Genomic DNA, 25054 nt, shown 5'->3' on the forward strand with positions numbered 1-25054 from the left:
TCTACGGAGACGACCTTGGTGACCACAAGACCGCATTCCCAGCCCCTCCCTCGCCGTCGCGCGGTGCTCGGCCTCGGTGGACTGGCGGGGCTGGGTACCGTCGGCGCGCTCGGCGCGTCCGGTTCCGGGGCGGCGTACGCCTCGGCCGGCGCCGACGCGGGGCTCTCCCGGCAACTGGCGGAGCTGGAGCGGGAGTACGCCGCGCGGCTGGGGGTCTACGCCCACGACACGGCGACGGGGCGCACGGTGACACACCGCGCGGACGAGCGGTTCCCGATCTGTTCCGTGTTCAAGCCGCTCGCCGCCGGAGCGGTGTTACGGGACCTCGACCGCGACGGTGAGTACCTCGCGAAGCGGATCCACTACACGAAGAAGTACGCCGAGGCCGCGGGCTACAGCCCGATCACGGGCACCGACGCGAACGTCGAGGCCGGTATGACGGTCGGGGAGCTGTGCTCCGCCACGGTCTCGCACAGCGACAACGGGGCGGGCAACCTGCTGCTGCGCGAGCTGGGCGGGCCGAGCGCGATCACCCGCTTCTGCCGCTCGCTCGGCGACCGGACGACCCGTCTCGACCGCTGGGAGCCGGAGCTGAACACGGCGGAGCCGTGGCGGACGACGGACACGACCACGCCCCGGGCGATCGGCCGGACCTACGCGCGGCTCCTCCTCGGCCGGGCCCTGCGGGACGCGGACCGGGAACTGCTGACCGACTGGCTGATCGCCAACTCGACTAACATCCAGCGCTTCCGGGCCGGCCTGCCCGCCGACTGGACGCTCGCGGACAAGACCGGCGGCGGGTCGGCGTACGGGATCGCCAACGATGTCGGCGTCGTCTGGCCGCCCGGCCGCCCGCCCCTGGTCCTGTCCGTCCTGTCGACGAAGCACGACCCCGCGGGCCCCACGGACAACCCGCTGGTGGCCAGGGCCGCGGGCCTGGTGGCCGGGGCCCTCACGGCGTAGCGGCGGGGGAACGCGCGGGCGGGGTTCGTCGGCGGGCGCGGGCCGGTGGGGCTCCTCGCGCAGTTCCCCGCGCCCCTGAAAAACAGGGGCTGCGCCCCGTGCTCTTCAGGCCCGCAGGGGCCTGAAGCTTTGAGGGGCGCGGGGAACTGCGCGAGAAGCCCCATGCACCCGCACCCGCCGACGAGACCGCCATCCCCGACCCATGGGGCGCTCACCTGTCCGTACCTCGGTCCTCGCTGGCCTCCGGGACCCCCCGGGCCGCAGCATGGGCCGTATGAGCAACACGAGCAGCAGTGCGGGCAGCGCGGGCGGGGTGCGGGTCTCGCGGCGGGCCCAGGGCGTCGCCCCCTTCTACGCCATGGAGTTCGCCAAGCAGGCCGCCGCGCTGACCGCCCAGGGCCATGACGTCGTCAAACTCAGCCTCGGGGAACCGGACTTCGGCGCGCCCCCGGCGGTCGTGGAGGCCATGCGGGAGGTGATGGACGGGCGGCCGATGACGTACACGGCGGCGCTCGGCCTGCCCGCCCTGCGCGAGGCCGTCGCCGGCTTCTACCGCGACCGGCACGGCGTCGAGGTCGATCCCGGGCGGGTCGTCGTCACGGCCGGCGCCTCGGCCGCGCTCGTGCTGGCCACCGCCGCGCTCGTCGACCCCGGTGACGAGGTCCTCATCGGCGACCCCTCCTACCCGTGCAACCGGCAGATCGTCGAGAGCTTCGGCGCCGATGTCACCCTCGTGCCCACCACCGCCGCGAGCCGGTTCCAGCTGGACGCGGCGGCGGTGCGGGCGCACTGGACGGACCGTACGCGCGGACTCATGGTCGCCACCCCGTCCAACCCCACCGGCACCTCCGTCCCGCCCGCCGAGCTGGCCGCCCTGTGCGACCTGGCCCGCGAGCGGGACGCGTGGCGGCTCGTCGACGAGATCTACCTCGACCTCGGCGACCACGACGAGCGGGGTCGGCCGCCGCGCAGCGCGCTGTCGTACGACCCCGGAGCCGTCGTGATCAACAGCTTCTCGAAGTACTTCGGCATGACCGGCTGGCGGCTCGGCTGGTGCGTCGTCCCCGAGGCCCTCGTACCGGCCCTGGAGCGCCTCGCCCAGAACTACTTCCTCTGCGCCTCCGCCCCGGCCCAGCACGCCGCCCTCGCCTGCTTCACCCCCGAGTCCCTCGCGGTGTGCGAGGCGCGCCGGGTGGAGTTCGGCGAGCGACGGGCGCTCGTCCTGGACGGGCTGGCGCGGATCGGGCTGCCGGTCCCGGTCCCGCCCGACGGCGCGTTCTACGTCTACTTCGACGTCAGCGGGACCGGCCTCACCTCCTGGCAGTTCTGCGAGCGGGCTCTGCGGGAGGCGCATGTGGCCCTCACGCCCGGCCGGGACTTCGGCACACACACCGCCGACACCCACGTCCGCCTCTCCTACGCGGCCTCCTCGGACGAACTGCGTGAAGGGATCGCCCGGTTGGGGAAGTTCATGACCGCGCTGCGGTGAGACGAAGGACTGTTCAGCGGGTCAGGAGAGTCACCCGGACCATGGGCTCCCCGTCCCGATGTCCGCCGTACACGTCTCTGTGTACGGACCAGCCTCGTGCGGCCGCTTCCCTACGAGGCGGTCGACAACCCGTCACCGTGGCTCTATATGATCGGCGTTCGCATGTACGGGGGCATGTGCGGGTGCAACTCCGGCGTTTTCGCCACGCGTTGTCACGTTCGCTTCGCGTTGCCGTTTTCGCGTGGCCGGCTCCGCCCGCTCCTCCGTGCGTCGTACGTCCTTCCGATGACACCGACGACGAGGAGAGGGGCCATGTCCTATCCGACACCGCCCCGGCAACCCGGCCCTGCCGGAGGCCACGGACAACCGCCCGGCCCCTACGGGCAGCCGCCCCAGCCGTACGGCCAACCGCCCGCGCCGTACGGCCAACCGCCCGCGCCGTACGGCCAACCGCCCCAGCAGGGATCCTGGCCGCAGCAGTACCCGGCGCAGACACCCCACCCGGGCCAGGCACCCCAGCCCCCGGGCCACCCGCAGTCCCACCCCGCCCCGGTCCGGACCCCTCCCCCGGCCAAGGGCGGCGCGGCCCGTGGGTGTCTCGCCGGGGCGCTCGGGTTCCTCGGACTGCTCGGCATGCTCGGCGGCGGCCTCCTGGTCGGGCACGCCTACTCGAACGCGAGCCAGGACATTCCCAACCGTGACGGCTACGGCCCGACCATGTGGCGCAACGAGCGGGCGGACAAGCTCTTCCCCGACGCCCTGGCCCCCCGGGTGAGCACGACGACCACGAAGCCGGACGGCTCGCGGGCCACCTGGCACCGCATCGGCATATCCGAGGACACCGACTGCGCGAAGGGCCTGAACAAGGTCACCTCGGCCGCCGTCGCCAAGCTCGACTGCGAGGCGGTGCTGCGCGCCACGTACGTGGACCCGACGGGGAACACCATCGGCACGGTGGCGCTGATCGTGCTGCCGGCCGGGGAGTCCGCGAAGGCGGAGATGACCGCGTTCTTCGAGAAGGACGAGGACAAGCTCGACCCGGAGGTCGGGGTGAAGGCGTTCACGGTGCCCGGCACGATCGCGGCGAAGTGGAGCGACGCCCGCAGCAACGGCGGTGCGGGGATCGCCGTTCCGGAGTCGTCGTTGCCGTACGTCCTCGTGGCCTCCACCGGCGCGGTCGACGGCCGTCGGGCGGGTCATCTGCCGGGCGAGTACGGCAGCCACAACTGGGACGCCGGCGACGACCGCGCCCCGTGGCGGGGCGCCGCGAAGGCCCTGTGCGAAGACGTCGGCCACCACCTCGGTGACCTGTTGCTGGAGACCTCATGAGCGGCACGACCCTACGGCGGACCGGCGTCGTCACCTCCGCGGCGGCGCTGCTGTTCGCCGTGGCCACCACGAGCCCGGCGAGCGCGGCCGAGACGGTACCGCGGTCCTGGGAGTACCAGACGCTGAAGCTGGACGCGGCGCAGCGGCTCGCGCAGGGCGAGGGCATCACCGTCGCGGTCCTCGACACCGGCGTGCAGGCCGACCACCCCGCCCTCAAGGGCCAGGTGACCACCGGCCCCGACTACATCGGGGAGGGCTCGGACTCCGAGGAGGCGGACAACGAGGGCCGGCACGGCACGGCGATGGCCTCGGACGTCCTCAAGGTCGCGCCGAAGGCGAAGATCCTCTCGCTCCGGGTGACCGACGGCAGCGGGGAGCCGGGGTACAGCGAGGGCGGCAACCCCGTCGCCCAGGGGATCGACTACGCGATCGAGCACGGCGCCGACGTGATCTCCATGTCCATCGGCGACCAGCTCCTCGGCAACAGCTACGACGAGGACGAGACGGACGCCCTGGGCCGCGCGGCCCTCGCGGGCGTCCCGGTCCTCGCCTCGGCGGGCAACAACGGCGACCTCTTCAACGACGCCCAGTACCCGGCGGGTTACCCGGGCGTGATCGCGGTCGCCGCGCTCCAGCAGGACGGCACCCGGGCCGCCTTCTCCACCGTGCGGACGTACAACGCGGTCGCGGCACCCGGCGTCGACATCATGAGCGCGAGCAGTTCCGGCGGTTACGCGACGATCGACGGGACCTCGCCCGCGACGGCCCTGGCCTCCGGTGTCGTCGCGCTGATGCTCTCCCGCAACGACAAGCTGACCCCGGCCCAGGTCAGGACGATCCTGACCACGACCGCCGGGCACGCCGACCGGGGCCACAGCCCGCTGGACGGGTACGGCGTCATCGACGCGCCCGCCGCGATCGAGGCAGCCGCGAAGCCGCCGGCGGACCGGACGGAGCCGGTGGCGTACCGGGGCGAGGAGCACCTCGGCACGCCGGACGGCACCTCGAAGACCAAGCACCCCGCGCTGGAGACGGACCTGGTGGCGATCGGGGGCGGCGCGGCGGCGGTCGGGCTGCTGATGGCCGTGGGGGCGGTGTTCATCGGCCGCGCGGGCCGACGGCGTACGGCACAGGTCGCGGGCGGCGCCGGGGCGCGCTGAGGCGTGGGCGTGCCGGGGCGCATATCTTGGCGCCCATGCAGTCCTACACGATCGGGCAGGCCGCGCGGCTGCTCGGGGTCAGCCCCGACACCGCGCGGCGCTGGGCGGACGCGGGCCGGGTGGCGACGCGGCGCGACGAGAGCGGGCGTCGGCTCATCGACGGGAAGGACCTCGCGGCCTTCTCGGTGCGGCTGGCGCGGGACGCCGCCGACGAGGCGGAGGTCCCGTACACGTCGGCGCGCAACGCCTTCGCCGGGATCGTCACCGCCGTGAAGCTCGGTGACGTGGCGGCCCAGGTCGAGATCCAGGCGGGCCCGCACCGCCTGGTCTCGCTGCTCACCCGGGAGGCCGTGGAGGAACTGGGCCTGGAGGTCGGCATGGAGGCCACGGCCCGGGTGAAGTCCACGAACGTCCACATCGACCGCACCTGAACGCGGTCCTCGACGCCCGCACCTGAACGCGGCCCCCGACGCCCGGCGTGACGGCGGCGCGGAGTCCTTTCGGCTCCCGGGGCTCTCACCACTCGGCGGCCAGGACCCGCGCCAGCCGGGAGACGGCGGCCGGGTCCGGCAGGTTCCCCAGGAGGCCGACGACCTGACCGCTCGCGAACTCCCGCTGTTCCGGGGTCTCCTGTGGATCGATCGCGCATTCGGCCTGGAGCCGCAGGTAGTTGAGGTCCGTCGCGATGAGCAGGGAGAAGGACTCCACGCCCTCGACGACCGCGGGCCCTCCGGCGTCCAGGTAGCCGCGCACCAGCCGGCGGGCGGAGTCGGCGCGGAAGTCGTTGCCGCCGGCCCACACGTGGACGGCGCGGGCGAGTTCACGGGCCGCCGAGACGGGTCCGGCGTTGTCCCAGTCGAGCAGGGCGGGGCCGGAGGGGCCCACCAGCACGTTCTGCGGCCGCATGTCGAGGTGCGAGATCACGGTGTCCGCGCCTTTGGACGGGGTGACGTGGCGCGCCAGTTCCAGCGCCTCCGTGGCCGCGAACCGCTCCAGCGCGTCCGCCCACGGCACGCCGGCCCGCCGGGCGCCCTCGCACACCGCGGCCCAGTCCGCTTCCCCGGGACACCGCTCGTACCAGTCGTTCACGGGCTCCTTCGCCCCCTCGCCCGCGCGGTGCAGCAGCGCCAGGGTCCGCCCGCACCAGGCGAGGTTCTCCGGGTCGCGGGGATCCGCCTCGCTCCCGTCGACCCAGTCGTACAGCTTCACGTACGACCCGCCCATCGACTCCGGCAGCCGTGTCACGTACGCCCCGTCCCGGCCGGCGTGGAACCGGGGCGCCGCGATCCCGAGCCCCTGCGCCGCGTTCCGCAACGCGGCCTCCCGGGCCACCTGTTCCTCGTCGCACCCGAAGAGCAGCTCCTTGACCGCCCATGCCGCACCGCTCCCGTCCGAGAGCCGCCAGATCCGTCCCAACGCCCCCCGTGCGACGGGCACCATCTCCCACGCCCGGCCCACGAGCCCGTACACGTCCGCGACAAACCCGGCCCTGCTCCGCATGCCCCACCGTCCCGCTCAGCCCGTCGAACTCCTGTCCCCCGCCATGTAATACGGGAGAGCCACCGGACCCAACCGGTTTGTGGGGGCCGTCGGACCTGGACCGGTCTCCGCGGGCTGTCCGGCCCGGGCGGTCGGGCGCTTGTTCGGGGCCGCCAGGTCGAACCAGACCGCCTTGCCGTCGAGGTGGACGAGACCGCCGTCGTGCGGGAGGGCGACGGCGGTGCCCCAGTGGCCGGCGGCGGTGCCCCAGTGGCCCTCGGTGAGGGCGTCCACGAGGTAGAGGCCGCGTCCGCCCTCCTCCCAGCCGCCCGGGGTCAACTCCCGCATGACCGGCGGGTTCTCGTCGCCGTCGAAGACGATGACCCGGACGCGCCAGGTCTCCACCGCCAGCCAGAGAACCGATCCTCCACCTTTGGCGTGCACACAGGCGTTCGTGACCAGTTCGGACGTGCACAGGGCGGCCGCGTCGACGAGGGTGTCGAGGCCCAGGGTGCGCAGGACGGTGGCGACGAAGTCGCGGGCGATGAGCGGTGAGGTGTCGAGGGACGGACAGAACAGGGTGTACGTCGTCGCCGCGGACGAGAGCCAGGGGGCGCTGGGGATTGGGGCGCGGAGACTGCGGGCAGTTTCGGTCATGGGTGATCAACTCCGTTGCGACGAGAGGGATTCGTACGCGTCCCTACCGCGTCTGTGGCTCCTCCTCGGGTGTCGACGGCCCGGGGTGCGCTTTCAACTGGCGGTACACATGAGTAATGGTTCGAGCACTCTCCGTGAGCGCAGGAATGACCGTAGTCGGCACGTTCACACCGCCGCAATGGGGTCGAGGGAAGTACTACGAAAGCGCGTCGGAGGAGGCCCGGGACCCCCGGCGCGACCCTTACCCAGAGTGGTTCGCGAGCAGGTCGGCGGGTCGTGTGATGATGGGCGGGAGGGCGCCCGCAGGGGACGGGCGGCGCTCCCCCGGGAGCGCGGACACAACGGGTACGGGGACGGAACTGTCATGACCAGTCGGTTGCTCATGTCCAACAACGCGCAGGTCAAACGGGCCGCGGTGGCGGTGCGGGAGCCTTCGGGCGTGGTCGGCTCCACCCGGGCCACCGCGATCCTGGACCACGACGATCCGCTGGTCGGGGCGCTCGCGCGCCGGGTGCTGAGCGAGGCGACACCGCGCGACGCGCTGCGCAGCGCGCACCGGATCATCGCGCGGGACGTACGGCCGGTGTACTCCGTGGAGGATCGCCGGCGGGTGTCGCGGACGCTGCGGCTCGGGCGGGGCTCGTGCAGTCAGCGGATGGCGGCGCTGGAGGCGGTCGCGCGGGCGGTCCGGGTGCGGACGCGGGTGCGCGGGCTGCTGGTGGACGGGACCTTCTGGTATCCGCGGTTCCCGCGGCTGAAGCCGTTCGTGCCGGAACAGGTCCTGCTGGCCTGGCCGGAGTTCAGGATCAGCGGCGCCTGGGTCCCCATTGGCGAACTCTTCGACGCCCCTGCGGCGGGCGGCGACGGCTTCGCCAACAAGGGCGGCGAGACCCTCTTCGACGCGGTGGCCCGTACGGGCGTGCGGTGGGACGCCTGCGGCACCGAGGCCGGTTCCGGACCGGGCACCGCCTGCGACCTCTCCGCCCGGGTCGTCGCCGACCTCGGCCACTTCGACGACCGTGACGAGCTCTTCGCCCGCCACGGCCAGACCCTGTGCTGGACGGCCCGCACCTTCGGCGAACCGGTACTCGGCCGCTGGAGCGCGGGAGCAACCCACCCGACCACCTGAGCCACCCCCGTCGCGCGACGCGGCTCACTCGGCTCGCACGGTGCCGGTCGCCACGAGACGTCGAGGCCGGCCCCGCCCGTCAGCCGCTCTCCCCCGTCAGCCGCCCTGGTTCTCGGCGGCCCCCCGCACCGTGAACCCGGTCACCAGGCCGCCGCCCTCGCGGCGGAATGCGAACGGGGCGCCGCCGTGGGCGGAGGCCACGGCTCTGACGATGGAGAGGCCGAGGCCCGAGCCGGGGAGGCTGCGGGCGTCGGGGGCCCGATAGAAGCGGTCGAAGATGCGTTCGAGGTCGCAGTCGGGGACGCCGGGGCCCCGGTCGAGGACCTCGACGCGGACGACGTCGGAGTCGTCGCCGGGTTCGCCCGGACCGGCCAGTCCGCCGACTTCGCCGTGGTCGCCCAGCTCGCCCAGTCCGCCCAGCTCACCGAGGGCCCCCGCCGACCCCCGGGCGACCACGACCACGATCGCCCCCGTGCCGCCGCGGTCGAACTTGGCCGCGTTCTCCACCAGGTTGGAGACGGCCCGCTGGAGCGCCCCGGCCCGCCCCTCGACCGTCGTGTCCCCGGCCACCCGGACGACGACCTCGCGCCCGGTGCGCCGCCGCGCGGTCCCGGCGACGTCCTCCGCGAGGTCGGCCAACTGCACCCGCTGCACCGGCTCGGTGCTGGACTGCCCGGCCGCGAGGTCGACCAACTCGTTGACCAGGTCGGTCAGTTCGAGGGCCTCCTGGGAGAGGTCGTCCACCAGCTCCTCCCGCACCCGGGGCGGCAGCTCGTCGATGCGCCTCAGCAGGGAGATGTTCGTCCGGAGGGAGGTGAGCGGGGTGCGCAGCTCATGACCCGCGTCCTGCACCAGCCGCCGCTGGTCCTCCTCCGACTGGGCCAGCCGGACCAGCATCCGGTCGAACGAACGGCCGAGCCGCCCCACCTCGTCCCGCCCCGCCACCGGCACCTGGATGCCCAGATGCCCGGTCCGGGCCACGTCCTCCGCCGCCCCCGCCAGCTGTACCAGCCGCCGGGTCTGCCGCCGCGCCAGCCACCACCCGAACAACCCGGCCGAGATGACGACACCGGAGACGAACAGCAGGGTCCGCTGCTGCAACTCCCGCAGCAGGTCCTCCGTGTCGCTGAACTCCTGCGCGACCTGCACCGCGCCCCGGCCACCGCCGAGCGCGACGGTCACCACCCGGTAGCGGTCGTCGCCGACCTCGACCTCGCCGTGCTCCACCATCACCCCGGCGAGCGCCGCGTCGGCCGTCCGGCGGTCGGCGTCGCGCACGGGCAGGCCGGGGGCGCCCTTGTCGAGGATCTCCCCGTGCGGGCCGAGCACCTGGACGTCCGTACGGCCGGAGCGGATCAGGTCGTCGCGCGGGCCGCCGGTGTCGCTCGTCGCGAAGTCCTCCGGCGTCAGCGGGTCCTGCTCCACCAACTCCCGCAGATCACGCACGACCTCGGCGAACACCGTCTGCTCGTCGACCCGCACCAGCCGCGCCGCCGCGCTGTAGCTGAGGATCCCGACGAGGACGGTGACCACACACGCCACCGCCACGAACGACACGGTGAACGTGGCCCGCAGCGAGGGCACCGGCTTCAGCCGGGAGAGCAGCCGGGGCACCACCCGGACACCACGGGGCGGCGGCATCGCGCGCCGCCCTCAGTCTTCCCGCAGCGCGTACCCCACACCCCGCACGGTGTGGATCAGCGCCGGCGCCCCGGGCTCGTCGAGCTTGCGGCGCAGATAACCGACGTAGACGGCGAGGTTCTTGGAGCCGGGCCCGAAGTCGTAGCCCCAGATCCGGTCGTAGATGGTCGCGTGGTCGAGGACGATGCCGGCGTTGCGGACGAGCAGTTCCAGCAGGTCGAACTCGGTGCGTGTCAGCTCCAGTTCGCGCGCGCCCCGCCACGCCCGCCGCGCCTGTACGTCCATCCGCAGCCCCGCGGCCGTGAGGAGCCCGCCGGTCTCCGAAACAGCGCCGGCGGAGGGGGACGCGCCGGCGGACGGGGACGCGCCGGTCGACGGGGACGCGGCCGCCGACGGGGCCGGAGCCGCGAAGCCGTCCGAACCGCCCGTCCGCCGCAGCAGCGCCCGCAGCCGGGCGAACACCTCTTCCACGTCGAACGGTTTGACGACGTAGTCGTCGGCCCCGGCGTCGAGGCCGGCGATCCGGTCGGCGGTCTCCACCAGCGCGGTGAGCATCAGGATCGGCGTCCTGTCCCCCTCCGCGCGCAGCACCCGGCAGACCTGGAGGCCGTCTATGCCGGGCATCATCACATCGAGCACGAGCACGTCGGGCCGGTTGCGGTGCGCCTGGGCGAGCGCCTCGACGCCGTCGGCGACCGCCGTGACCTCGTACCCCTCCAGGGTCAGCGCGCGTTCCAGGGCATGGCGGATGGCACGGTCGTCCTCGGCGAGCAGCACGTTCTGGGGCACCCCACCAGTCTGCCAAGGTCACGGGCGCCCACCACCTCGCCGGAAGCGCCGGACGGCCCTTCTTACCGGCCTCTCACCCCGACCGCGCGTCCGGCTTACTCCTCCGGAGCAGCGTGTCCGTGTGACACCACTCCGCACGGGAACCCGGGCATGGCGAGCAGATGGAGTACAAAGGGTCCGAACCAGCCAAACCAGCACCACCATCCACAACATCGGACAACAGCGCCACCTCCGCACAACTGCATCACCGCACCGCTCACGCCGTCGGGAAGGTAGGGCCTTGAGCCGCCGCATGAAGATCGTGTTCCTCCTGCACAACGCGTACGCCATCGGCGGCACCGTCCGTACGACGCTGAACCTGGCGTCGGCGCTCGCGGACCACCACGACGTGGAGATCGCCTCGATGGCCCGCCACCTGGACGAGCCCCGCTTCACGGTCGACCCGAGGGTCCGGATCGTCCCCCTGGTGGACATCCGCCCGTACAGTCCCGACCTGCGCGATCCCGCCCAGGCGCAGCCCGCGACGGACTTCCCGGCCGAGGACAAGCGGCACCGTCAGTACAGCCGGCTCACCGACCTCCGGGTCCGCGCCTATCTGGCCCGCAGCGACGCGGACGTCGTCATCGGCACCCGCCCCGGCATCAACGTCTACCTCGCTCGCTTCGCGCCCCGCCGCGCCCTGCGCATCGCCCAGGAACACCTGCGCCACGACGCCCACACCAAGCAGCTCCGCAAGGTCCTCGCCCGCCACTACCGCACCCTGGACGCGGTCGTCACGACGACGGCGGCGGACGCGGCGGTGTACCGCGCACGGATGAAACTGCCGGGCGTACGGGTGATGTCGGTGCCCAACATCGTCCCGGAGGCCGGGGTCGCCCCGTCGGACGGCACGGCCCCCGTCATCGCGGCCGCCGGCCGCCTCGCCCGCGGCAAACGCTTCGACCTGCTCCTGGAGGCGTTCGCGAAGGTCGCCGCGAAGGAACCCGACTGGCAGCTGCGGATCTACGGCGGCGGCAAACAGCAGGGCCGTCTGGAGACCCTCGTGCAGGACCTCGGCCTGACCGGCCGGGCCCATCTGATGGGTCCGCACACCCCCATCGAGGAGGAGTTCGCGCGGGCCTCCCTCGTGGTCAGCGCGTCCGACGCCGAGTCCTTCGGCATGACCCTCGTCGAGGCCATGCGCTGCGGGGTCCCCGTCGTCAGCACCGACTGCCCGCTGGGCCCGGCCGAGATCATCACCGACGGCGTGGACGGCCGCCTCGTCCCGGTCGACGACCCGCACGCCCTGGCCGACGCCATCCTGGACCTCACGGCGGACGCCTCCCTGCGCCGCGCCATGGGCCGGGCCGCCCTGGCGAGCGCCCACCGCTACGACCCGGCCCCCATCGTCTCCAAGTACGAGCACCTGTTCGCCGAGCTGCGCGAGACGAAGCTCCGACGCACCTGGGAACGGGGCTCGACGAGGGCGAAGGGCTGGCTGCGGCGGAGGGCACATGCCTGGAAGAGGGCAACCCCAGCTGTCTTCAGGGGCGCGGGGAACTGCGCGAGCAACCACAAACAGCCCGCAGCCTGACTCCGACCGCACCCCCACGGCGAATCTCAGCCCTGAAGCGCCGCCAACCGCTCCTCGAAGGGAACGACGACGAACCCCTCGGGCTCGACCGGCTCGACAGTCGCCCGCCGGGACAGCCCGGTCATCAACCCGGCCAACTCCGACCCCGCCCGCTCGATCCGCCCGGCCAGCCCCTCCGCACCCCAGTCCTCCGACGCGGCGTACACCCCCGTGGGCACCACGACCGCCCGCAGATGGGCGAACAGCGGCCGCAACGCGTGCTCCAGCACCAGCGAATGCCGGGCCGACCCCCCGGTCGCGGCGATCAGCACCGGCTTCCCGGCCAGCGCGTCCCGGTCCAGCACGTCGAAGAAGGACTTGAACAGCCCGCTGTAGGACGCCGAGAACACCGGCGTCACCACCACGAGACCGTCCGCCCCCGCCACCGCGTCCAGCGCGGTGGCGAGCTTGCGGCCGGGGAACCCGCTGGTGAAGTGGTGCGCGATCTCCACCGCGAGGTCCCGCAGTTCGACCACCCGCACCTCGACCGACGTGTCCCGCCCGACCACGGCGGCGGCGAGCCGGTCGCCCAGCAGCCGCGTGGACGAGGGCACACTCAGCCCCGCCGAGACGACGACGAGCTTCACGACACGCTCTCCTTCTTCTCCGCGTCCTTGTTCCCCGCCGCGTCCAGCAGCGAGCCGTGGGTCGGCGCGTCCGGCACGTCCGCCGGGCGGCCCTTCGCGAACTCCTCCCGCAGCACCGGCACGACCTCCTCGCCGAGCATGTCGAGCTGCTCCAGGACGGTCTTCAGGGGCAGCCCCGCGTGGTCGATCAGGAACAGCTGCCGCTGGTAGTCACCGGCGTACTCGCGGAACGCCAGCGTCTTCTCGATCACCTGCTGCGGCGAACCGACCGTGAGCGGCGTCTGGTCGGCGAAGTCCTCCAGGGAGGGCCCGTTGCCGTAGACCGGCGCGACGTCGAAGTACGGCCGGAACTCCCGTACCGCGTCCTGCGAGTTCCTCCGCATGAAGATGTGTCCGCCGAGGCCCACGATCGCCTGTTCGGGCGTGCCGTGCCCGTAGTGGGCGTACCGCTGCCGGTACAGCTCGATCATGCGCTGGGTGTGCTCGGCCGGCCAGAAGATGTTGTTGTGGAAGAACCCGTCGCCGTAGTACGCGGCCTGCTCGGCGATCTCGGGCGAGCGGATGGAGCCGTGCCAGACGAACGGCGGTACGCCGTCCAGCGGACGGGGCGTGGAGGTGAAGCCCTGGAGCGGCGTGCGGAACTTGCCCTCCCAGGTGACGACGTCCTCGCGCCACAGCCGGCGCAGCAGCGCGTAGTTCTCGACGGCGAGGTTGATGCCCTGCCGGATGTCCTGCCCGAACCACGGGTAGACCGGGCCGGTGTTGCCGCGCCCCATCATCAGGTCCACCCGGCCGTCGGCCAGGTGCTGGAGCATCGCGAAGTCCTCGGCGATCTTCACCGGGTCGTTGGTGGTGATGAGGGTCGTGGAGGTGGAGAGGATCAGCTTCTCGGTGCGCGCGGCGACATAGCCGAGCATCGTGGTCGGCGAGGACGGCACGAACGGCGGGTTGTGGTGCTCACCGGTGGCGAAGACGTCGAGGCCGACCTCCTCGGCCTTCAGCGCGATCGCGACCATGGCCTTGATGCGCTCGCGCTCGGTCGGCGTCCGGCCCGTCGTGGGGTCCGGCGTCACATCGCCGACGCTGAAGATCCCGAACTGCATCATCGCTGCCACCCTCCAGGTTGTTTACGATTCAACTATACCCCTGAACGAGGACACCGCTCCCTCTATTCCACTGTTCCGGAGGCGCCCCACGCCACGGCCGCCCGCTGCCGGTGGCAAGCTCTTCGCCCGGGTCCGCTTCCACGTCCCGCGACCCCGCCGCCGACGACGTACGCGCAGGCGGTGCCCCCCGGCGGACCTACTTCGCGTGCATGACCGCGTAGATCATCACGAACGCCACGAGATGGATGCCGAAGAGGAAGTACGCGAGGTACCACCACACATACCGCTCGTTCTTCTTCTCCTCGGCGAGCCGGCGCTTCTCCTGCGCCAGGCCCTCGTCCCCAGGAGGCATCACGACTCCCGGTGGACCTTGGTGTTGGAGGCCTGGGCGCGGGGGCGCAGGACGAGAAGGTCGACGTTCACATGGCTGGGCCGGGTGACCGCCCAGGCGATGGTGTCGGCGACGTCGTCGGCGGTCAGCGGCTCCGCGACGCCCGCGTAGACGCTCGCCGCCTTCGCCGCGTCGCCGCCGAAGCGGGTCAGCGCGAACTCGTCCGTCTTCACCATGCCGGGCGCGACCTCGATCACCCGCACCGGCGTCCCGACGATCTCCAGCCGCAGTGTCTCCGCGAGGACGTGCGCGCCGTGCTTGGCGGCGACATAGCCCGCGCCGCCCTCGTACGTCCCGTGCCCGGCCGTCGACGAGACCACGACCACCGTGCCGTCACCGCTCGCGGTCAGCGCGGGCAGCAGGGCCTGGGTGACATGGAGCGTGCCGATGACGTTCGTCTCGTACATCGTGCGCCAGTCGGCCGGGTCGCCCGTGGCCACCGGGTCGGCGCCGAGCGCGCCGCCCGCGTTGTTGACCAGCACACCGATCGTCTTGAACGCGGACGCGAACTCGTCCACCGCCGCGCGGTCCGTGACGTCCAGCGGGTACGCCGTGGCCTGCCCGCCGCCCTTGTTGATCTCCTCGGCCAGCGCCTCGATCCGGTCCTTGCGCCGCGCGGTGAGCACCACCCGGTACCCGGCCGCGGCGAGCTGCCGGGCCGTGGCGGCGCCGATCCCGCTGCTCGCACCGGTGACGACGGCGATGCGGGAGGCGGCGGACGGTGCGGCGGTGGCCATGAGCTGCTCCTGGGGCGGTACGGATCGAACGTCGGTCTCTGCCCGGCCAGGATAGGCGGGCGGTGCGACAATGAGAGAGGTGATCCCCGGTACAGGAGGTGGATCATGGGACAGGCGCGCGAGCTGATGGACCAGCTCACCGAGGCGCTCACCACACACCAGGACCCCAAGACCGTCGCGAACCTGTTCGCGGAGGACGCGGTCGCCCACACCCCCGACGGCGGAGAACTCCACGGCCGGGACGCCATCGCCGAGTACTGGCAGCAGATGACGGATGCCATGCCCGAGGCGCGGTACGAGTCGCTGACGTCCTTCGAGGTCGGCGACACCGCCATCGACGAGGGCATCTTCAGCGGCACGAACACCGGCCCGCTGGCGTTCCCCGACGGAACGTCCCTCCCCGCCACGCACAAGGACATCAGCATGCGCGGCGTGGACTTCGCCACCGTCCGGGACGGCCAGATCGTCAGCTACCGGCTCTACTTCGACCAGCTGGACTTCCTGAACCAACTCGGCCTGCTGCCCGAGGAGATGGCACAGCCCACATAGCGGACGACCCCCGCCCCACCGGGCGCGGTCAGCCGCCCCGCGGCGCGTACATGATCACGGCCATGCCCGCGAGGCAGATCAGCGCGCCCGTCACGTCCCAGCGGTCGGGCCGGTAGCCGTCCGCGACCATCCCCCAGGCGATCGACCCGGCGACGAAGATCCCCCCGTACGCGGCGAGGATCCGCCCGAAGTGCGCGTCCGGCTGGAAGGTCGCCACGAACCCGTACGCCCCCAGCGCCACGACCCCGGCCCCGATCCACACCCACCCCCGGTGCTCCCGCACCCCCTGCCACACCAGCCAGGCGCCCCCGATCTCGAACAGGGCGGCTAGCAGAAACAGAGCAGCGGAACGGGCGATGACCATGCCCTCAGCCTGCCACGCCCCTCCGCGCATGCCGGTGTGCCGGCCGGCCCCGCCCGACCGGGGCCGCGCCGCGGACCGGGCTCAGCCCTTCACACACACGACCTGCTTCAGCTTCGCCACCACCTGCACCAGGTCCCGCTGCTGGTCGATGACCTGCTCGATCGGCTTGTACGCACCCGGGATCTCGTCGACGACGCCGGAGTCCTTGCGGCACTCCACGCCCCGCGTCTGCTCCTCCAGGTCCTTCGTCGAGAAGCGGCGCTTGGCCGCCGTCCGGCTCATCCGCCGACCGGCGCCGTGCGAGGCCGAGTTGAACGCCTTCTCGTTGCCGAGACCCTTCACGATGTACGAACCGGTGCCCATCGAGCCCGGGATGATCCCGTACTCGCCGGAGCCCGCGCGGATCGCGCCCTTACGGGTCACCAGGAGGTCCATGCCGTCGTAGCGCTCCTCGGCCACGTAGTTGTGGTGGGCGCTGATCTCGGGTTCGAAGGTCGGCCTCGCCTTCTTGAACTCCTTGCGGACGACGTCCTTGAGGAGCGCCATCATGATCGAACGGTTGTACTTCGCGTACTCCTGCGCCCAGAACAGGTCGTTGCGGTACGCCGCCATCTGCGGGGTGTCCGCGATGAAGACGGCGAGGTCGCGGTCGACCAGGCCCTGGTTGTGCGGGAGCTTCTGGGCGATGCCGATGTGATACTCCGCCAGCTCCTTGCCGATGTTGCGGGAGCCGGAGTGCAGCATCAACCAGACGGAACCGGTCGTATCGGTGCAGATTTCGACGAAGTGGTTGCCGCCACCGAGCGTCCCCATCTGCTTCCCTGCCCGGTCATGACGGAACTTGACCGCCTCCGCCACCCCGTCGAACCGCCCCCAGAACCCCTCCCAGCCCCCGGCGGCGAAGCCGTGCAGCCGTTCCGGGTCGACGGGGTCGTCGTGCATGCCCCGGCCCACCGGGATCGCCTGCTCGACCTTCGAGCGCAGCCGGGACAGGTCGCCGGGAAGGTCGTTGGCCGTCAGGGAGGTCTTCACCGCCGACATCCCGCAGCCGATGTCCACGCCGACCGCCGCGGGACACACGGCCCCCCGCATGGCGATGACGGAGCCCACCGTCGCGCCCTTGCCGTAATGCACGTCCGGCATGACGGCGAGGCCCTTGATCCAGGGGAGGGTGGCGACGTTGCGGAGTTGCTGGAGCGCGCCCTCCTCCACCGACGCGGGGTCGGTCCACAGACGGATGGGTACCTTCGCGCCCGGTATCTCGACGTACGACATATCGCTCTCATTCCCCCGGAAAACAGATCAAAGTCGCGTAACGCAAAACCGTCGCCAAGGTCTACGAAAGGGATGCCGGACCGGCGTTCACAGCAGTGCGTGCGATACACATGGTGCCCGGGGGTCACCCCCGGGCGGCAAGTGAATAACCACAGGCAGGACTGCGCAGGCGTCCCGAGGGACCCCGTCGAGAGGAGCCCCACCGTGCAGCGGAAGGCATACGTACCCGGCGTCGCCGTGCTCCTCGCGGCACTCCTGGCCGCGTGCACGGGATCCAGCGACGACGGCTCCAAGGACGACCCCCGCCCGGGCGAGGCCAACTCCTCGGCCACCGTCGCCCAGCCCGGCCGCTACGCCACACTCCCGGAGCCCTGCGGCTCGGTCGACCAGAGCACCCTCGACACCCTTCTGCCCGGCATCAGGCAACTCCCGGACGCGGCCCAGCGCGAGCAGGCGTACGAGGGCGACGCGACGCAGACGTACGACACGGACCACAAGGCCGGCTGCCGCTGGAAGGTGGAGTCCCCGGACGCCACCCACTATCTCTTCGTCGACTTCGAACGCATCGTGTCGTGGGGCAACGGGGTCAGCGACGACAACAAGGCGCAGGAGGTCTACGGCGGGAAGGTCGAGGCGGCCGATCTGCCGGAGCCGACACCGACCGCCACCGAGGGGGACGACGAGGAGACGGACGAGCCGGCGGAGACGGGGAACACCACCGAGGACGCGTCGGCGAACCCCTCGGCCACCACGTCCGGTACGACACCTTCCCCCGGCTCCTCAAAGGCATCGAACACCTCGAACACCACCGGTTCGTCCGGTTCATCTGGTACGTCAGGTACGACCGGATCCTCCACCCCCTCCGCCTCCGGGACCCCCGCCTCCCTCCAGCCACGCACGCTCGACGGCCTCGGGGACGAGGCGTTCCTCGACGACGCCCTCGGAACGAGCGGGCAGCGGACCGTGACTGTGGTGTTCCGCACGTCCAACGTGATCGTGACCGTGGAGTACGAGGAGCAGCCGGCGACCACGACGGTGGTGCCGGACAGCGAGGAAATGCAGGACAGGGCCCGGAATCTGGCGGAGCGGCTGGCGGAGGCGTTCGACGACTGAGGGCCGCCCGGGGGCGGTTCGGGCCCACACGTGAACCACCTGAACCAGAACCGCACTTCTTCTTCACCGCGTACGGTGGCCTCTCGGAGACCCGATCCGATTGTGAAGGAACCATGCAACGAGCCGCAGAGTCAGATCAGCATCAGTCGCCGCGCATCGCGCCTTCGGTGCCGGTGACGCGTGTCGGACGTCGCGGGCGTCCGGGCCGGGCCCGGGTTCTCGCGGGCGCGGCGGTCGTGCCGGTGCTGCTGCTGGCGGTCGGCTGCTCCTCGGACTCCGGCTCCGACGGCGCCTCCGGTGACGAGACGCCGGCGGGCGCGGAGCAGTCCGTGAAGGAGAGCGCCACGCCGGAGGTCGTCGCCGCGAAGTACGCGACGCTGCCGGACGCGTGCGAGGTGTTCCCCGACAAGACGCTGAAGTCGCTGGTCCCCGAGGGCGTGAAGTCGGGCAAGGCGATCAACAAGTCCGAGGCGAACGTGACCGGCGACTGCCGCTGGATCAGCCTCGACAACAACGGTGTGGACGGCTCGCAGTACCGCTGGCTGAGCGTCTCCCTGCACCTGCTGGCCTCGGACGCGGCGAACGGCCCGGGTGAGGACCGCGCGGCCAAGGCGCTGGAGTCGAAGGTGACCGCGGCGAAGGCCGTGGACGGCGCGAAGAACGTCAAGACGGAGCCGGCGACGGGTCTGGGCGATCAGGCGACGGTGGTCAAGTACGACCTGAAGAAGGACGGGGACACCTTCAAGCAGCAGACGATCGTGGTGCGCACGGAGAACGTGGTCATCACGGTCGACTACAACGGTGCCGGTCTGGCCGGTGAGAAGACCCCGGACGCGGCCGCGCTGCTGAAATCCGCGAAGTCCGCCGCCGAGGACGCCGTGAAGGCGATCGAGGACGCGAACGACGGCACGGACGCGTCGGCGTCGCCGTCGAAGAGCGCCTCCAAGGCCCCCTCGAAGGAGGCCTCGAAGGAAGCGGCCAAGGGGTCGTCGTCGGGCGGTTCCGGCGCGGACGTGAGTTCCGACGGGGACGCCGGCGCGGACAAGGCCGCGGATTCCGATTCGGACTCGGGTTCGTCCACGTCCGGCAGCCGGAAGACCAAGTCGTAGCCGCGTCTCACCTGGTGGTTCATGCGAGCCCGGTCCCCTCGGGGGGCGGGCTCGACGCCATTCGGCAACCCGTTCGCCGTACACATGTGCCACTCTGTTGCGCGCAACAACACGCAAGGGGAGGGGAGTACGGGTGGCCGCGCCAATGCAGCTGACTCGAATGCACCGCGTTCTCATCGGCGTGGTCGTGTTCGGCGCCGTCATCATCGCCGGAATCGGCTTCGCGGGTTCGTACGCGGCGGTACGGGAACTGGCGGTCCAGAAGGGCTTCGGGAACTTCTCGTACGTCTTCCCCATCGGAATCGACGCGGGCATCTGTGTCCTGCTCGCCCTGGATCTCCTGCTGACCTGGATCCGCATCCCCTTCCCCCTGCTCCGCCAGACGGCGTGGCTGCTGACGGCGGCCACGATCGCGTTCAACGGCGCGGCGGCCTGGCCGGACCCGCTCGGCGTGGGCATGCACTCGGTGATCCCGATCCTGTTCGTCGTCGCGGTCGAGGCGGCCCGGCACGCGGTCGGCCGGATCGCCGACATCACCGCCGACAAGCACATGGAGGGCGTCCGCCTCACCCGCTGGCTGCTCTCCCCCGTCCCCACCTTCCTGCTCTGGCGCCGGATGAAGCTCTGGGAGCTGCGCTCCTACGACCAGGTGATCAAGCTGGAGCAGGAACGTCTCGTCTACCAGGCCCGTCTGCGCTCCCGCTACGGCCGCGCCTGGCGCCGCAAGGCCCCGGTCGAATCCCTGATGCCGCTCCGCCTGGCCCGCTTCGGCGTCCCCCTGGCGGAGACGGCCCCGGCGGGCCTGGCGGCGGCGGGCATAGAACCGGCCCTGCTCCCGCCGGTTCCGCAGGTCGAGGTCGCCCCAGCTGCGGGCAATCGTGCCGCTGGGGCGGCACAGGTGGGCGCGGCGGCACCTCCCGGCGAGCAGCGCCCCCAGCTGGAGAGCACCCCCACCCAGCAGCGACCGGAAAGCGCCGAGCACCAGAGGCAGGGCTACACCGAGCAGGAGCCCCCGGTCGACGAGAGCCCGTGGCTCCACGCCCGCCACCCCCAGGAGGTCCCGTACCAGGGCGGCTACGACCCCTCGTACGAGCCGGAGGAGCAGTACGAGGGGTGGTACGAGGAGCAGGACCCGGAGCAGTACGCGCAGGACGGCTCGTACGAGCAGTACCGCCGCTTCGAGCCGGACCCCCGGGACCCCCGCTTCCAGCAGCAGCAGTTCGAGGCCCCTGAGCTCCAGGGCCCCGAGCCGCAGGGGCCCGGCCTCCGGGCCCCTGAACCCTCCCCGGAGGAGACCGGCAGCTTCCCCATCCCGGCCGGCCCGAACCGTACGCGTGAGCTGGGCGAGGGCGGCGGCACCCCGGGGCCGTCGGAGGAGGACTACTACCAGGTCTTCCGTGAGAACACCAAGGGCGGGAACGGGGCCCCGACCCCGCGCGCCCTCATCGCCGACATCGAGGCGACGTACGGCGTCACCCTTGAGGAGGCCGAGGCCAAGCGCATGGTGAATCGCTTCTCCAACCGCCTCAACGCGGAACTGACGGACGAGCACATCGCGTGACAGGCACCCACACGTAGAAGGGGGCGCCCGGTGACCACCGGGCGCCCCCTTCTGCGTACGACGTCCTACGGCCTACTCCCCGAGCAGGGCGCGCACCCGCTCCTGTCCCACCGCCAGCAGCAGCGTGGGCAGGCGCGGCCCCGTGTCCCGCCCGACGAGCAGGTGGTACAGCAGGGCGAAGAACGACCGCTGGGCCGTCTTGATCTCCGCCGGCAGCTCCTTGGGCGTGGCGTCCGCCGAGAAGCCGGCCTGCACCTTGGGCACGCCGTAGACGAGATGCGTGAGCCCGTCGAGCGACCAGTGCTCGGCGAGCCCGTCGAGCAGCAGCCGCAGCGACTGCTGGGACGCCTCGTCGAGGGACTTCAGCAGCTCGGCGTCGGCCTCCTGGCGCACGATGGTCCGCTGGTCGGCGGGGACCTGGGTGTTGATCCAGGCCTCGGCCTTGTCGAGCCGCGGCCGCACCTCGTCCAGGGCGGAGAGCGGGTCGGTGGGGTCGAGTTCGCTGAGGATGCGCAGGGTCTGGTCCTCGGCGCCCGCGGTGATGTCGGCGACGGACGCGAGGGTCCGGTACGGCATCGGGCGGGGCGTGCGCGGCAGCTCACCGGCGGCCGTGCCCACCGCGCGGGAGTGCGCGGCGACGTCGGCCGGCAGGGCGGACCCGTCCGCGACCTTGGCGTCGAGCTTGTCCCACTCGTCGTAGAGCCGCTGGATCTCCTGGTCGAAGGCGATCTTGAAGGACTGGTTGGGCCGGCGGCGGGCGTAGAGCCAGCGCAGGAGCTGCGGCTCCATGATCTTCAGCGCGTCGCCGGGCGTGGGCACGCCGCCCTTGGACGACGACATCTTGGCCATGCCGGAGATGCCGACGAAGGCGTACATCGGCCCGATCGGCTGCTTCCCGCCGAAGATCCCGACGATCTGCCCACCGACCTGGAAGCTGGACCCGGGCGAGGAGTGGTCGACACCGCTCGGCTCGAAGACGACGCCCTCGTACGCCCACCGCATCGGCCAGTCGACCTTCCAGACGAGCTTGCCGCGGTCGAACTCGTTCAGCGCGACGGTCTCGGAGAAGCCGCAGGCGGTGCAGGTGTAGGTCAGCTCGGTGGTGTCGTCGTCGTAGGCGGTGACGGTGGTGAGGTCCTTGCCACAGCCGCCGCAGTAGGGCTTGTACGGGAAGTACCCGGCGGTGCCGGAGCTGCCGTCGTCCTCGCCGGCGGCGCCGGAGCCCTCCGCGGCCTCCAGCTCGGCCTCGTCCACCGGCTTCTGCGACTTCTTCGCCGGGGCCTTCTTGGTGCGGTACTGGTCGAGGATCGCGTCGATGTCCCCGCGGTGCTTCATGGCGTGCAGGATCTGCTCGCGGTACACGCCGGAGGTGTACTGCGCGGTCTGGCTGATCCCGTCGAACTCGACGCCCATCTCGGCGAGCGCGTCGACCATCGCGGCCTTGAAGTGCTCGGCCCAGTTGGGGTGGGCGGAGCCGCGGGGGGCGGGCACGGAGGTGAGCGGCTTGCCGATGTGCTCGGCCCAGGAGCCGTCGACGCCGTCGACGCCGTTCGGGACCTTGCGGTAGCGGTCGTAGTCGTCCCAGGAGATGAGGTGACGGACCTGGTGCCCACGGCGGCGGATCTCGTCGGCGACGAGGTGCGGGGTCATGACCTCGCGGAGGTTGCCGAGGTGGATCGGGCCGGACGGCGACAGCCCGGAGGCGACGACGACGGGTTTGCCCGGGGCTCGACGCTCCGACTCCTCGATGACCTCATCCGCGAAACGGGAGACCCAGTCGGTGGTCTCGGTGCTCTGAGCCACGATCGGCACGTCCTCTTTTTCCTGGAGTTTCCATGGCCGCCGGTTACGGTCCCGGGCGACCGCGCCATTCTCCCAGCCTTTCACTCCGTGGGTCGAACCGGGCGCCCAATAAACGGGGGGTACGGGTGCGTGGGCGGCTGCCGGCCCGGTGGGGCTTGTCGCGCAGTTCCCCGCGCCCCCGAAAGACCAGGCCCCTGCGGGCCTGGAAGACCACGGCCCTGCGGGCCTGAAAAGCGCGGGGCGCAGCCCCGGCTTTTCAGGGGCGCGGGGAACTGCGCGAGAAGCCCCACCGGGCCCGCACCCACCGACGCACCGACCCCCCCCCACCCCGGAAGGCACCCCCCACTCACCGTAAGAAAACCCCTTTACCCCCCGTGGGATACTGAACGACATCCATCCGTACCCCAAGGAGAACGGCTCCCCCTGATGGCTTCGGTCACGTCCCTCACCGCCTCCGTCAACGCGCGCCTCGCCGCCGCCCTCGCCTCCGCCCTGCCGGAAGCCGACGGAGTCGACCCGCTGCTGCGACGCAGCGACCGGGCGGACTACCAGGCGAACGGGATCCTCGCGCTGGCCAAGAAGGCGAAGGCCAACCCGAGGGAGCTGGCGACCCAGGTCGTGGCCCGGGTGGAGTCCGGCGAGCTGATCGGGGACATCGAGGTCTCCGGCCCCGGCTTCCTCAACATCACGCTCACCGACGGCGCGATCACCGAGAACCTCGCCGCGCGGTACGCGGACGACACCGGCCGTCTCGGCGTCCCCACAGCGGAGCGCCCCGGCACCACGGTCATCGACTACGCCCAGCCGAACGTGGCGAAGGAGATGCACGTCGGCCACCTCCGGTCCGCCGTGATCGGTGACGCGGTCGTCCAGATCCTGGAGTTCACCGGCGAGAACGTGATCCGCAGGCACCACATCGGCGACTGGGGCACCCAGTTCGGCATGCTGATCCAGTACCTGGACGAGCACCCGCACGAGCTGGACCACAAGGAGGGCGAGGACCTCCAGAAGTCCGGCGAGCAGGCCATGTCCAACCTGGACCGGCTGTACAAGACGGCCAGGAAGCTCTTCGACTCCGACGAGGAGTTCAAGACGCGGGCCCGCCGCAGGGTGGTCGACCTCCAGGCCGGCGACCCGCACACCCTCGCCACGTGGCAGAAGTTCGTCGACGAGTCGAAGATCTACTTCTTCTCCGTCTTCGAGAAGCTCGACATGGAGATCCGGGACGCCGACATCGTCGGCGAGTCCGGCTACAACGACATGCTCGCGGAGACCTGCCGCCTCCTGGAGGAGCAGGGCGTGGCCGTCCGCTCGGAAGGCGCCCTGTGTGTCTTCTTCGACGACGTCAAGGGCCCCGACGGCAACCCGGTCCCGCTGATCGTGCAGAAGTCGGACGGCGGCTACGGCTACGCGGCCACCGACCTGTCCGCCATCAGGGACCGCGTCTTCAACCTCAAGGCGAACTCCCTCCTCTACGTCGTCGACGCCCGGCAGTCCCTGCACTTCAAGATGGTCTTCGAGACCGCGCGCAGGGCGGGCTGGCTGAACGACGAGGACGTCAAGGCGTTCCAGCTGGCCTTCGGCACGGTCCTCGGCAAGGACGGCAAGCCGTTCAAGACCCGTGAGGGCGAGACGGTCCGCCTGGTCGACCTGCTCGACGAGGCGATCGACCGCGCCACGACGGTGGTCCGGGAGAAGGCCGAGAAGGTGGGCCTGACCGAGCAGGAGATCGTCGAGAACGGCCGGTACGTCGGCATCGGCGCGGTCAAGTACGCCGACCTGTCGACCTCGGCCGTCCGGGACTACAAGTTCGACCTGGACCAGATGGTCTCGCTGAACGGCGACACGTCCGTCTACCTCCAGTACGCGTACGCCCGTATCCAGTCGATCCTCCGCAAGGCGGGCGAGGCCCGCCCGACCGCCCACCCGGAGCTCGAACTGGCCCCGGCGGAGCGTGCGTTGGGTCTGCACCTGGACCACTTCGGCGAGACCGTGGCCGAGGTCGCGGAGTCGTACGAGCCGCACAAGCTGGCCGCGTACCTCTTCAAGCTGGCGACCCTGCTGACCACGTTCTACGACCAGTGCCTGGTCCTGAAGGCCGACACCCCGGCCCAGATGGAGAACCGTCTGTTCCTGATCGACCTGACGGCCCGCACTCTGCACCGGGGCATGGCCCTGCTGGGCATCCGGACGCCCGACAAGCTCTGAGCG

Annotated in this window: 23 protein-coding genes; 12 read left to right on the top strand and 11 right to left on the bottom strand. The window is 71.6% G+C overall.

The features are described from left to right. Positions 1–18: 18 nt before the first annotated feature. The 5 genes from bla to ACZ52C_RS09355 all read left to right on the top strand — a co-directional run bounded on the left by bla (position 19) and on the right by ACZ52C_RS09355 (position 5372). Positions 19–963, top strand: a complete 945-nt coding sequence (gene bla, locus ACZ52C_RS09335; protein WP_469074187.1) for a class A beta-lactamase — start codon at positions 19–21, stop codon at positions 961–963. Positions 964–1237: 274 nt separating this feature from the next. Further along, the gene (locus ACZ52C_RS09340) at positions 1238–2452 is read left to right on the top strand and encodes a pyridoxal phosphate-dependent aminotransferase (protein ID WP_469074108.1); all 1215 of its coding nucleotides are present in this window, start codon (positions 1238–1240) and stop codon (positions 2450–2452) included. Between the two features lie 312 nt (positions 2453–2764). Further along, a complete protein-coding gene (locus tag ACZ52C_RS09345) occupies positions 2765–3781 on the top strand; it encodes a hypothetical protein (RefSeq protein ID WP_469074109.1) in 1017 nt (338 codons plus the stop codon). Then, on the top strand, positions 3778–4941 hold the full coding sequence (locus ACZ52C_RS09350) for a S8 family peptidase (RefSeq protein WP_469074110.1): 1164 nt from the start codon (positions 3778–3780) through the stop codon (positions 4939–4941). The genes ACZ52C_RS09345 and ACZ52C_RS09350 overlap by 4 nt, the downstream gene beginning before the upstream one ends. 35 nt (positions 4942–4976) lie before the next feature. After that, positions 4977–5372, top strand: a complete 396-nt coding sequence (locus tag ACZ52C_RS09355; RefSeq protein WP_045559305.1) for a TOBE domain-containing protein — start codon at positions 4977–4979, stop codon at positions 5370–5372. Between the two features lie 85 nt (positions 5373–5457). On the opposite strand, the gene ACZ52C_RS09360 is transcribed toward ACZ52C_RS09355, so the two are convergent. Beyond that, positions 5458–6441, bottom strand: a complete 984-nt coding sequence (locus ACZ52C_RS09360; RefSeq protein WP_469074111.1) for a phosphotransferase enzyme family protein — start codon at positions 6439–6441, stop codon at positions 5458–5460. Positions 6442–6456: 15 nt separating this feature from the next. Beyond that, entirely contained in the window at positions 6457–7077 is a 621-nt protein-coding gene (locus tag ACZ52C_RS09365) for an ATP-binding protein (RefSeq protein ID WP_469074112.1), read from the bottom strand. A gap of 364 nt (positions 7078–7441) precedes the next feature. On the opposite strand from ACZ52C_RS09365, the gene ACZ52C_RS09370 reads away from it, so the two are divergent. Next, on the top strand, positions 7442–8206 hold the full coding sequence (locus ACZ52C_RS09370) for a transglutaminase domain-containing protein (protein ID WP_469074113.1): 765 nt from the start codon (positions 7442–7444) through the stop codon (positions 8204–8206). Between the two features lie 96 nt (positions 8207–8302). On the opposite strand, the gene ACZ52C_RS09375 is transcribed toward ACZ52C_RS09370, so the two are convergent. Further along, positions 8303–9847, bottom strand: a complete 1545-nt coding sequence (locus tag ACZ52C_RS09375) for a HAMP domain-containing sensor histidine kinase (protein WP_469074114.1) — start codon at positions 9845–9847, stop codon at positions 8303–8305. Between the two features lie 12 nt (positions 9848–9859). Next, positions 9860–10636, bottom strand: a complete 777-nt coding sequence (locus ACZ52C_RS09380) for a response regulator transcription factor (RefSeq protein WP_469074115.1) — start codon at positions 10634–10636, stop codon at positions 9860–9862. Positions 10637–10928: 292 nt separating this feature from the next. On the opposite strand from ACZ52C_RS09380, the gene ACZ52C_RS09385 reads away from it, so the two are divergent. Continuing rightward, complete coding sequence (locus ACZ52C_RS09385; protein WP_469074188.1) at positions 10929–12209, top strand: glycosyltransferase family 4 protein; 1281 nt, start codon at positions 10929–10931, stop codon at positions 12207–12209. A gap of 26 nt (positions 12210–12235) precedes the next feature. Here the strand turns inward: ACZ52C_RS09385 and ACZ52C_RS09390 are convergent, their stop codons facing one another. The 4 genes from ACZ52C_RS09390 to ACZ52C_RS09405 form a co-directional block, all read right to left on the bottom strand. Further along, a complete protein-coding gene (locus tag ACZ52C_RS09390) occupies positions 12236–12835 on the bottom strand; it encodes an FMN reductase (RefSeq protein WP_469074116.1) in 600 nt (199 codons plus the stop codon). Continuing rightward, a complete protein-coding gene (locus ACZ52C_RS09395) occupies positions 12832–13938 on the bottom strand; it encodes an LLM class flavin-dependent oxidoreductase (protein ID WP_469074189.1) in 1107 nt (368 codons plus the stop codon). Before ACZ52C_RS09395 ends, ACZ52C_RS09390 begins: the two co-directional genes overlap by 4 nt. 199 nt (positions 13939–14137) lie before the next feature. Beyond that, positions 14138–14293: a hypothetical protein gene (locus ACZ52C_RS09400; RefSeq protein ID WP_469074117.1), complete on the bottom strand. Its 156-nt coding sequence runs from the start codon at positions 14291–14293 to the stop codon at positions 14138–14140. Beyond that, positions 14293–15069 (bottom strand): SDR family NAD(P)-dependent oxidoreductase, encoded by a 777-nt coding sequence (locus ACZ52C_RS09405; protein ID WP_469074118.1) that lies wholly within the window; start codon positions 15067–15069, stop codon positions 14293–14295. The genes ACZ52C_RS09400 and ACZ52C_RS09405 overlap by 1 nt, the downstream gene beginning before the upstream one ends. A gap of 105 nt (positions 15070–15174) precedes the next feature. Here ACZ52C_RS09405 and ACZ52C_RS09410 point away from each other — a divergent pair, with 105 nt between their 5' ends. Next, entirely contained in the window at positions 15175–15618 is a 444-nt protein-coding gene (locus tag ACZ52C_RS09410; protein ID WP_469074119.1) for an ester cyclase, read from the top strand. 28 nt (positions 15619–15646) lie between these two features. Here the strand turns inward: ACZ52C_RS09410 and ACZ52C_RS09415 are convergent, their stop codons facing one another. Continuing rightward, on the bottom strand, positions 15647–15982 hold the full coding sequence (locus ACZ52C_RS09415; RefSeq protein ID WP_239756558.1) for a YnfA family protein: 336 nt from the start codon (positions 15980–15982) through the stop codon (positions 15647–15649). Positions 15983–16063: 81 nt separating this feature from the next. Then, positions 16064–17257 (bottom strand): RtcB family protein, encoded by a 1194-nt coding sequence (locus ACZ52C_RS09420; protein WP_469074120.1) that lies wholly within the window; start codon positions 17255–17257, stop codon positions 16064–16066. A 204-nt stretch (positions 17258–17461) separates the two neighbouring features. Between ACZ52C_RS09420 and ACZ52C_RS09425 the strand changes: the two genes are divergently transcribed. From ACZ52C_RS09425 to ACZ52C_RS09435, 3 genes are all read left to right on the top strand, one after another. Beyond that, positions 17462–18370, top strand: a complete 909-nt coding sequence (locus tag ACZ52C_RS09425; protein WP_469074121.1) for a DUF3558 domain-containing protein — start codon at positions 17462–17464, stop codon at positions 18368–18370. A 173-nt stretch (positions 18371–18543) separates the two neighbouring features. Next, positions 18544–19479: a hypothetical protein gene (locus ACZ52C_RS09430; RefSeq protein ID WP_469074190.1), complete on the top strand. Its 936-nt coding sequence runs from the start codon at positions 18544–18546 to the stop codon at positions 19477–19479. A gap of 133 nt (positions 19480–19612) precedes the next feature. After that, on the top strand, positions 19613–21040 hold the full coding sequence (locus ACZ52C_RS09435) for a DUF2637 domain-containing protein (protein WP_469074122.1): 1428 nt from the start codon (positions 19613–19615) through the stop codon (positions 21038–21040). A gap of 72 nt (positions 21041–21112) precedes the next feature. Here ACZ52C_RS09435 and lysS read toward each other — a convergent pair whose 3' ends face one another. After that, on the bottom strand, positions 21113–22852 hold the full coding sequence (lysS, locus tag ACZ52C_RS09440; RefSeq protein WP_469074123.1) for a lysine--tRNA ligase: 1740 nt from the start codon (positions 22850–22852) through the stop codon (positions 21113–21115). Between the two features lie 417 nt (positions 22853–23269). Here lysS and argS point away from each other — a divergent pair, with 417 nt between their 5' ends. Continuing rightward, positions 23270–25051: an arginine--tRNA ligase gene (gene argS / locus ACZ52C_RS09445; RefSeq protein ID WP_469074124.1), complete on the top strand. Its 1782-nt coding sequence runs from the start codon at positions 23270–23272 to the stop codon at positions 25049–25051. Positions 25052–25054: the final 3 nt, after the last annotated feature.

It is taken from the genome of Streptomyces sp. NPDC034049, assembly GCF_055575575.1.

Excerpts from the sequence above, each read along its gene's own strand:
- ACZ52C_RS09400 (WP_469074117.1), bottom strand. The coding sequence starts at position 14,293 with ATGCCTCCTGGGGACGAGGGCCTGGCGCAGGAGAAGCGCCGGCTCGCC.
- ACZ52C_RS09410 (WP_469074119.1), top strand. The coding sequence starts at position 15,175 with ATGGGACAGGCGCGCGAGCTGATGGACCAGCTCACCGAGGCGCTCACC.
- ACZ52C_RS09345 (WP_469074109.1), top strand. The coding sequence starts at position 2,765 with ATGTCCTATCCGACACCGCCCCGGCAACCCGGCCCTGCCGGAGGCCAC.
- ACZ52C_RS09395 (WP_469074189.1), bottom strand. The coding sequence starts at position 13,938 with ATGCAGTTCGGGATCTTCAGCGTCGGCGATGTGACGCCGGACCCCACG.
- ACZ52C_RS09350 (WP_469074110.1), top strand. The coding sequence starts at position 3,778 with ATGAGCGGCACGACCCTACGGCGGACCGGCGTCGTCACCTCCGCGGCG.
- ACZ52C_RS09370 (WP_469074113.1), top strand. The coding sequence starts at position 7,442 with ATGACCAGTCGGTTGCTCATGTCCAACAACGCGCAGGTCAAACGGGCC.
- ACZ52C_RS09415 (WP_239756558.1), bottom strand. The coding sequence starts at position 15,982 with ATGGTCATCGCCCGTTCCGCTGCTCTGTTTCTGCTAGCCGCCCTGTTC.
- ACZ52C_RS09340 (WP_469074108.1), top strand. The coding sequence starts at position 1,238 with ATGAGCAACACGAGCAGCAGTGCGGGCAGCGCGGGCGGGGTGCGGGTC.
- ACZ52C_RS09360 (WP_469074111.1), bottom strand. The coding sequence starts at position 6,441 with ATGCGGAGCAGGGCCGGGTTTGTCGCGGACGTGTACGGGCTCGTGGGC.
- ACZ52C_RS09405 (WP_469074118.1), bottom strand. The coding sequence starts at position 15,069 with ATGGCCACCGCCGCACCGTCCGCCGCCTCCCGCATCGCCGTCGTCACC.
- ACZ52C_RS09375 (WP_469074114.1), bottom strand. The coding sequence starts at position 9,847 with ATGCCGCCGCCCCGTGGTGTCCGGGTGGTGCCCCGGCTGCTCTCCCGG.
- ACZ52C_RS09365 (WP_469074112.1), bottom strand. The coding sequence starts at position 7,077 with ATGACCGAAACTGCCCGCAGTCTCCGCGCCCCAATCCCCAGCGCCCCC.
- argS (WP_469074124.1), top strand. The coding sequence starts at position 23,270 with ATGGCTTCGGTCACGTCCCTCACCGCCTCCGTCAACGCGCGCCTCGCC.
- ACZ52C_RS09355 (WP_045559305.1), top strand. The coding sequence starts at position 4,977 with ATGCAGTCCTACACGATCGGGCAGGCCGCGCGGCTGCTCGGGGTCAGC.
- ACZ52C_RS09385 (WP_469074188.1), top strand. The coding sequence starts at position 10,929 with ATGAAGATCGTGTTCCTCCTGCACAACGCGTACGCCATCGGCGGCACC.
- ACZ52C_RS09420 (WP_469074120.1), bottom strand. The coding sequence starts at position 17,257 with ATGTCGTACGTCGAGATACCGGGCGCGAAGGTACCCATCCGTCTGTGG.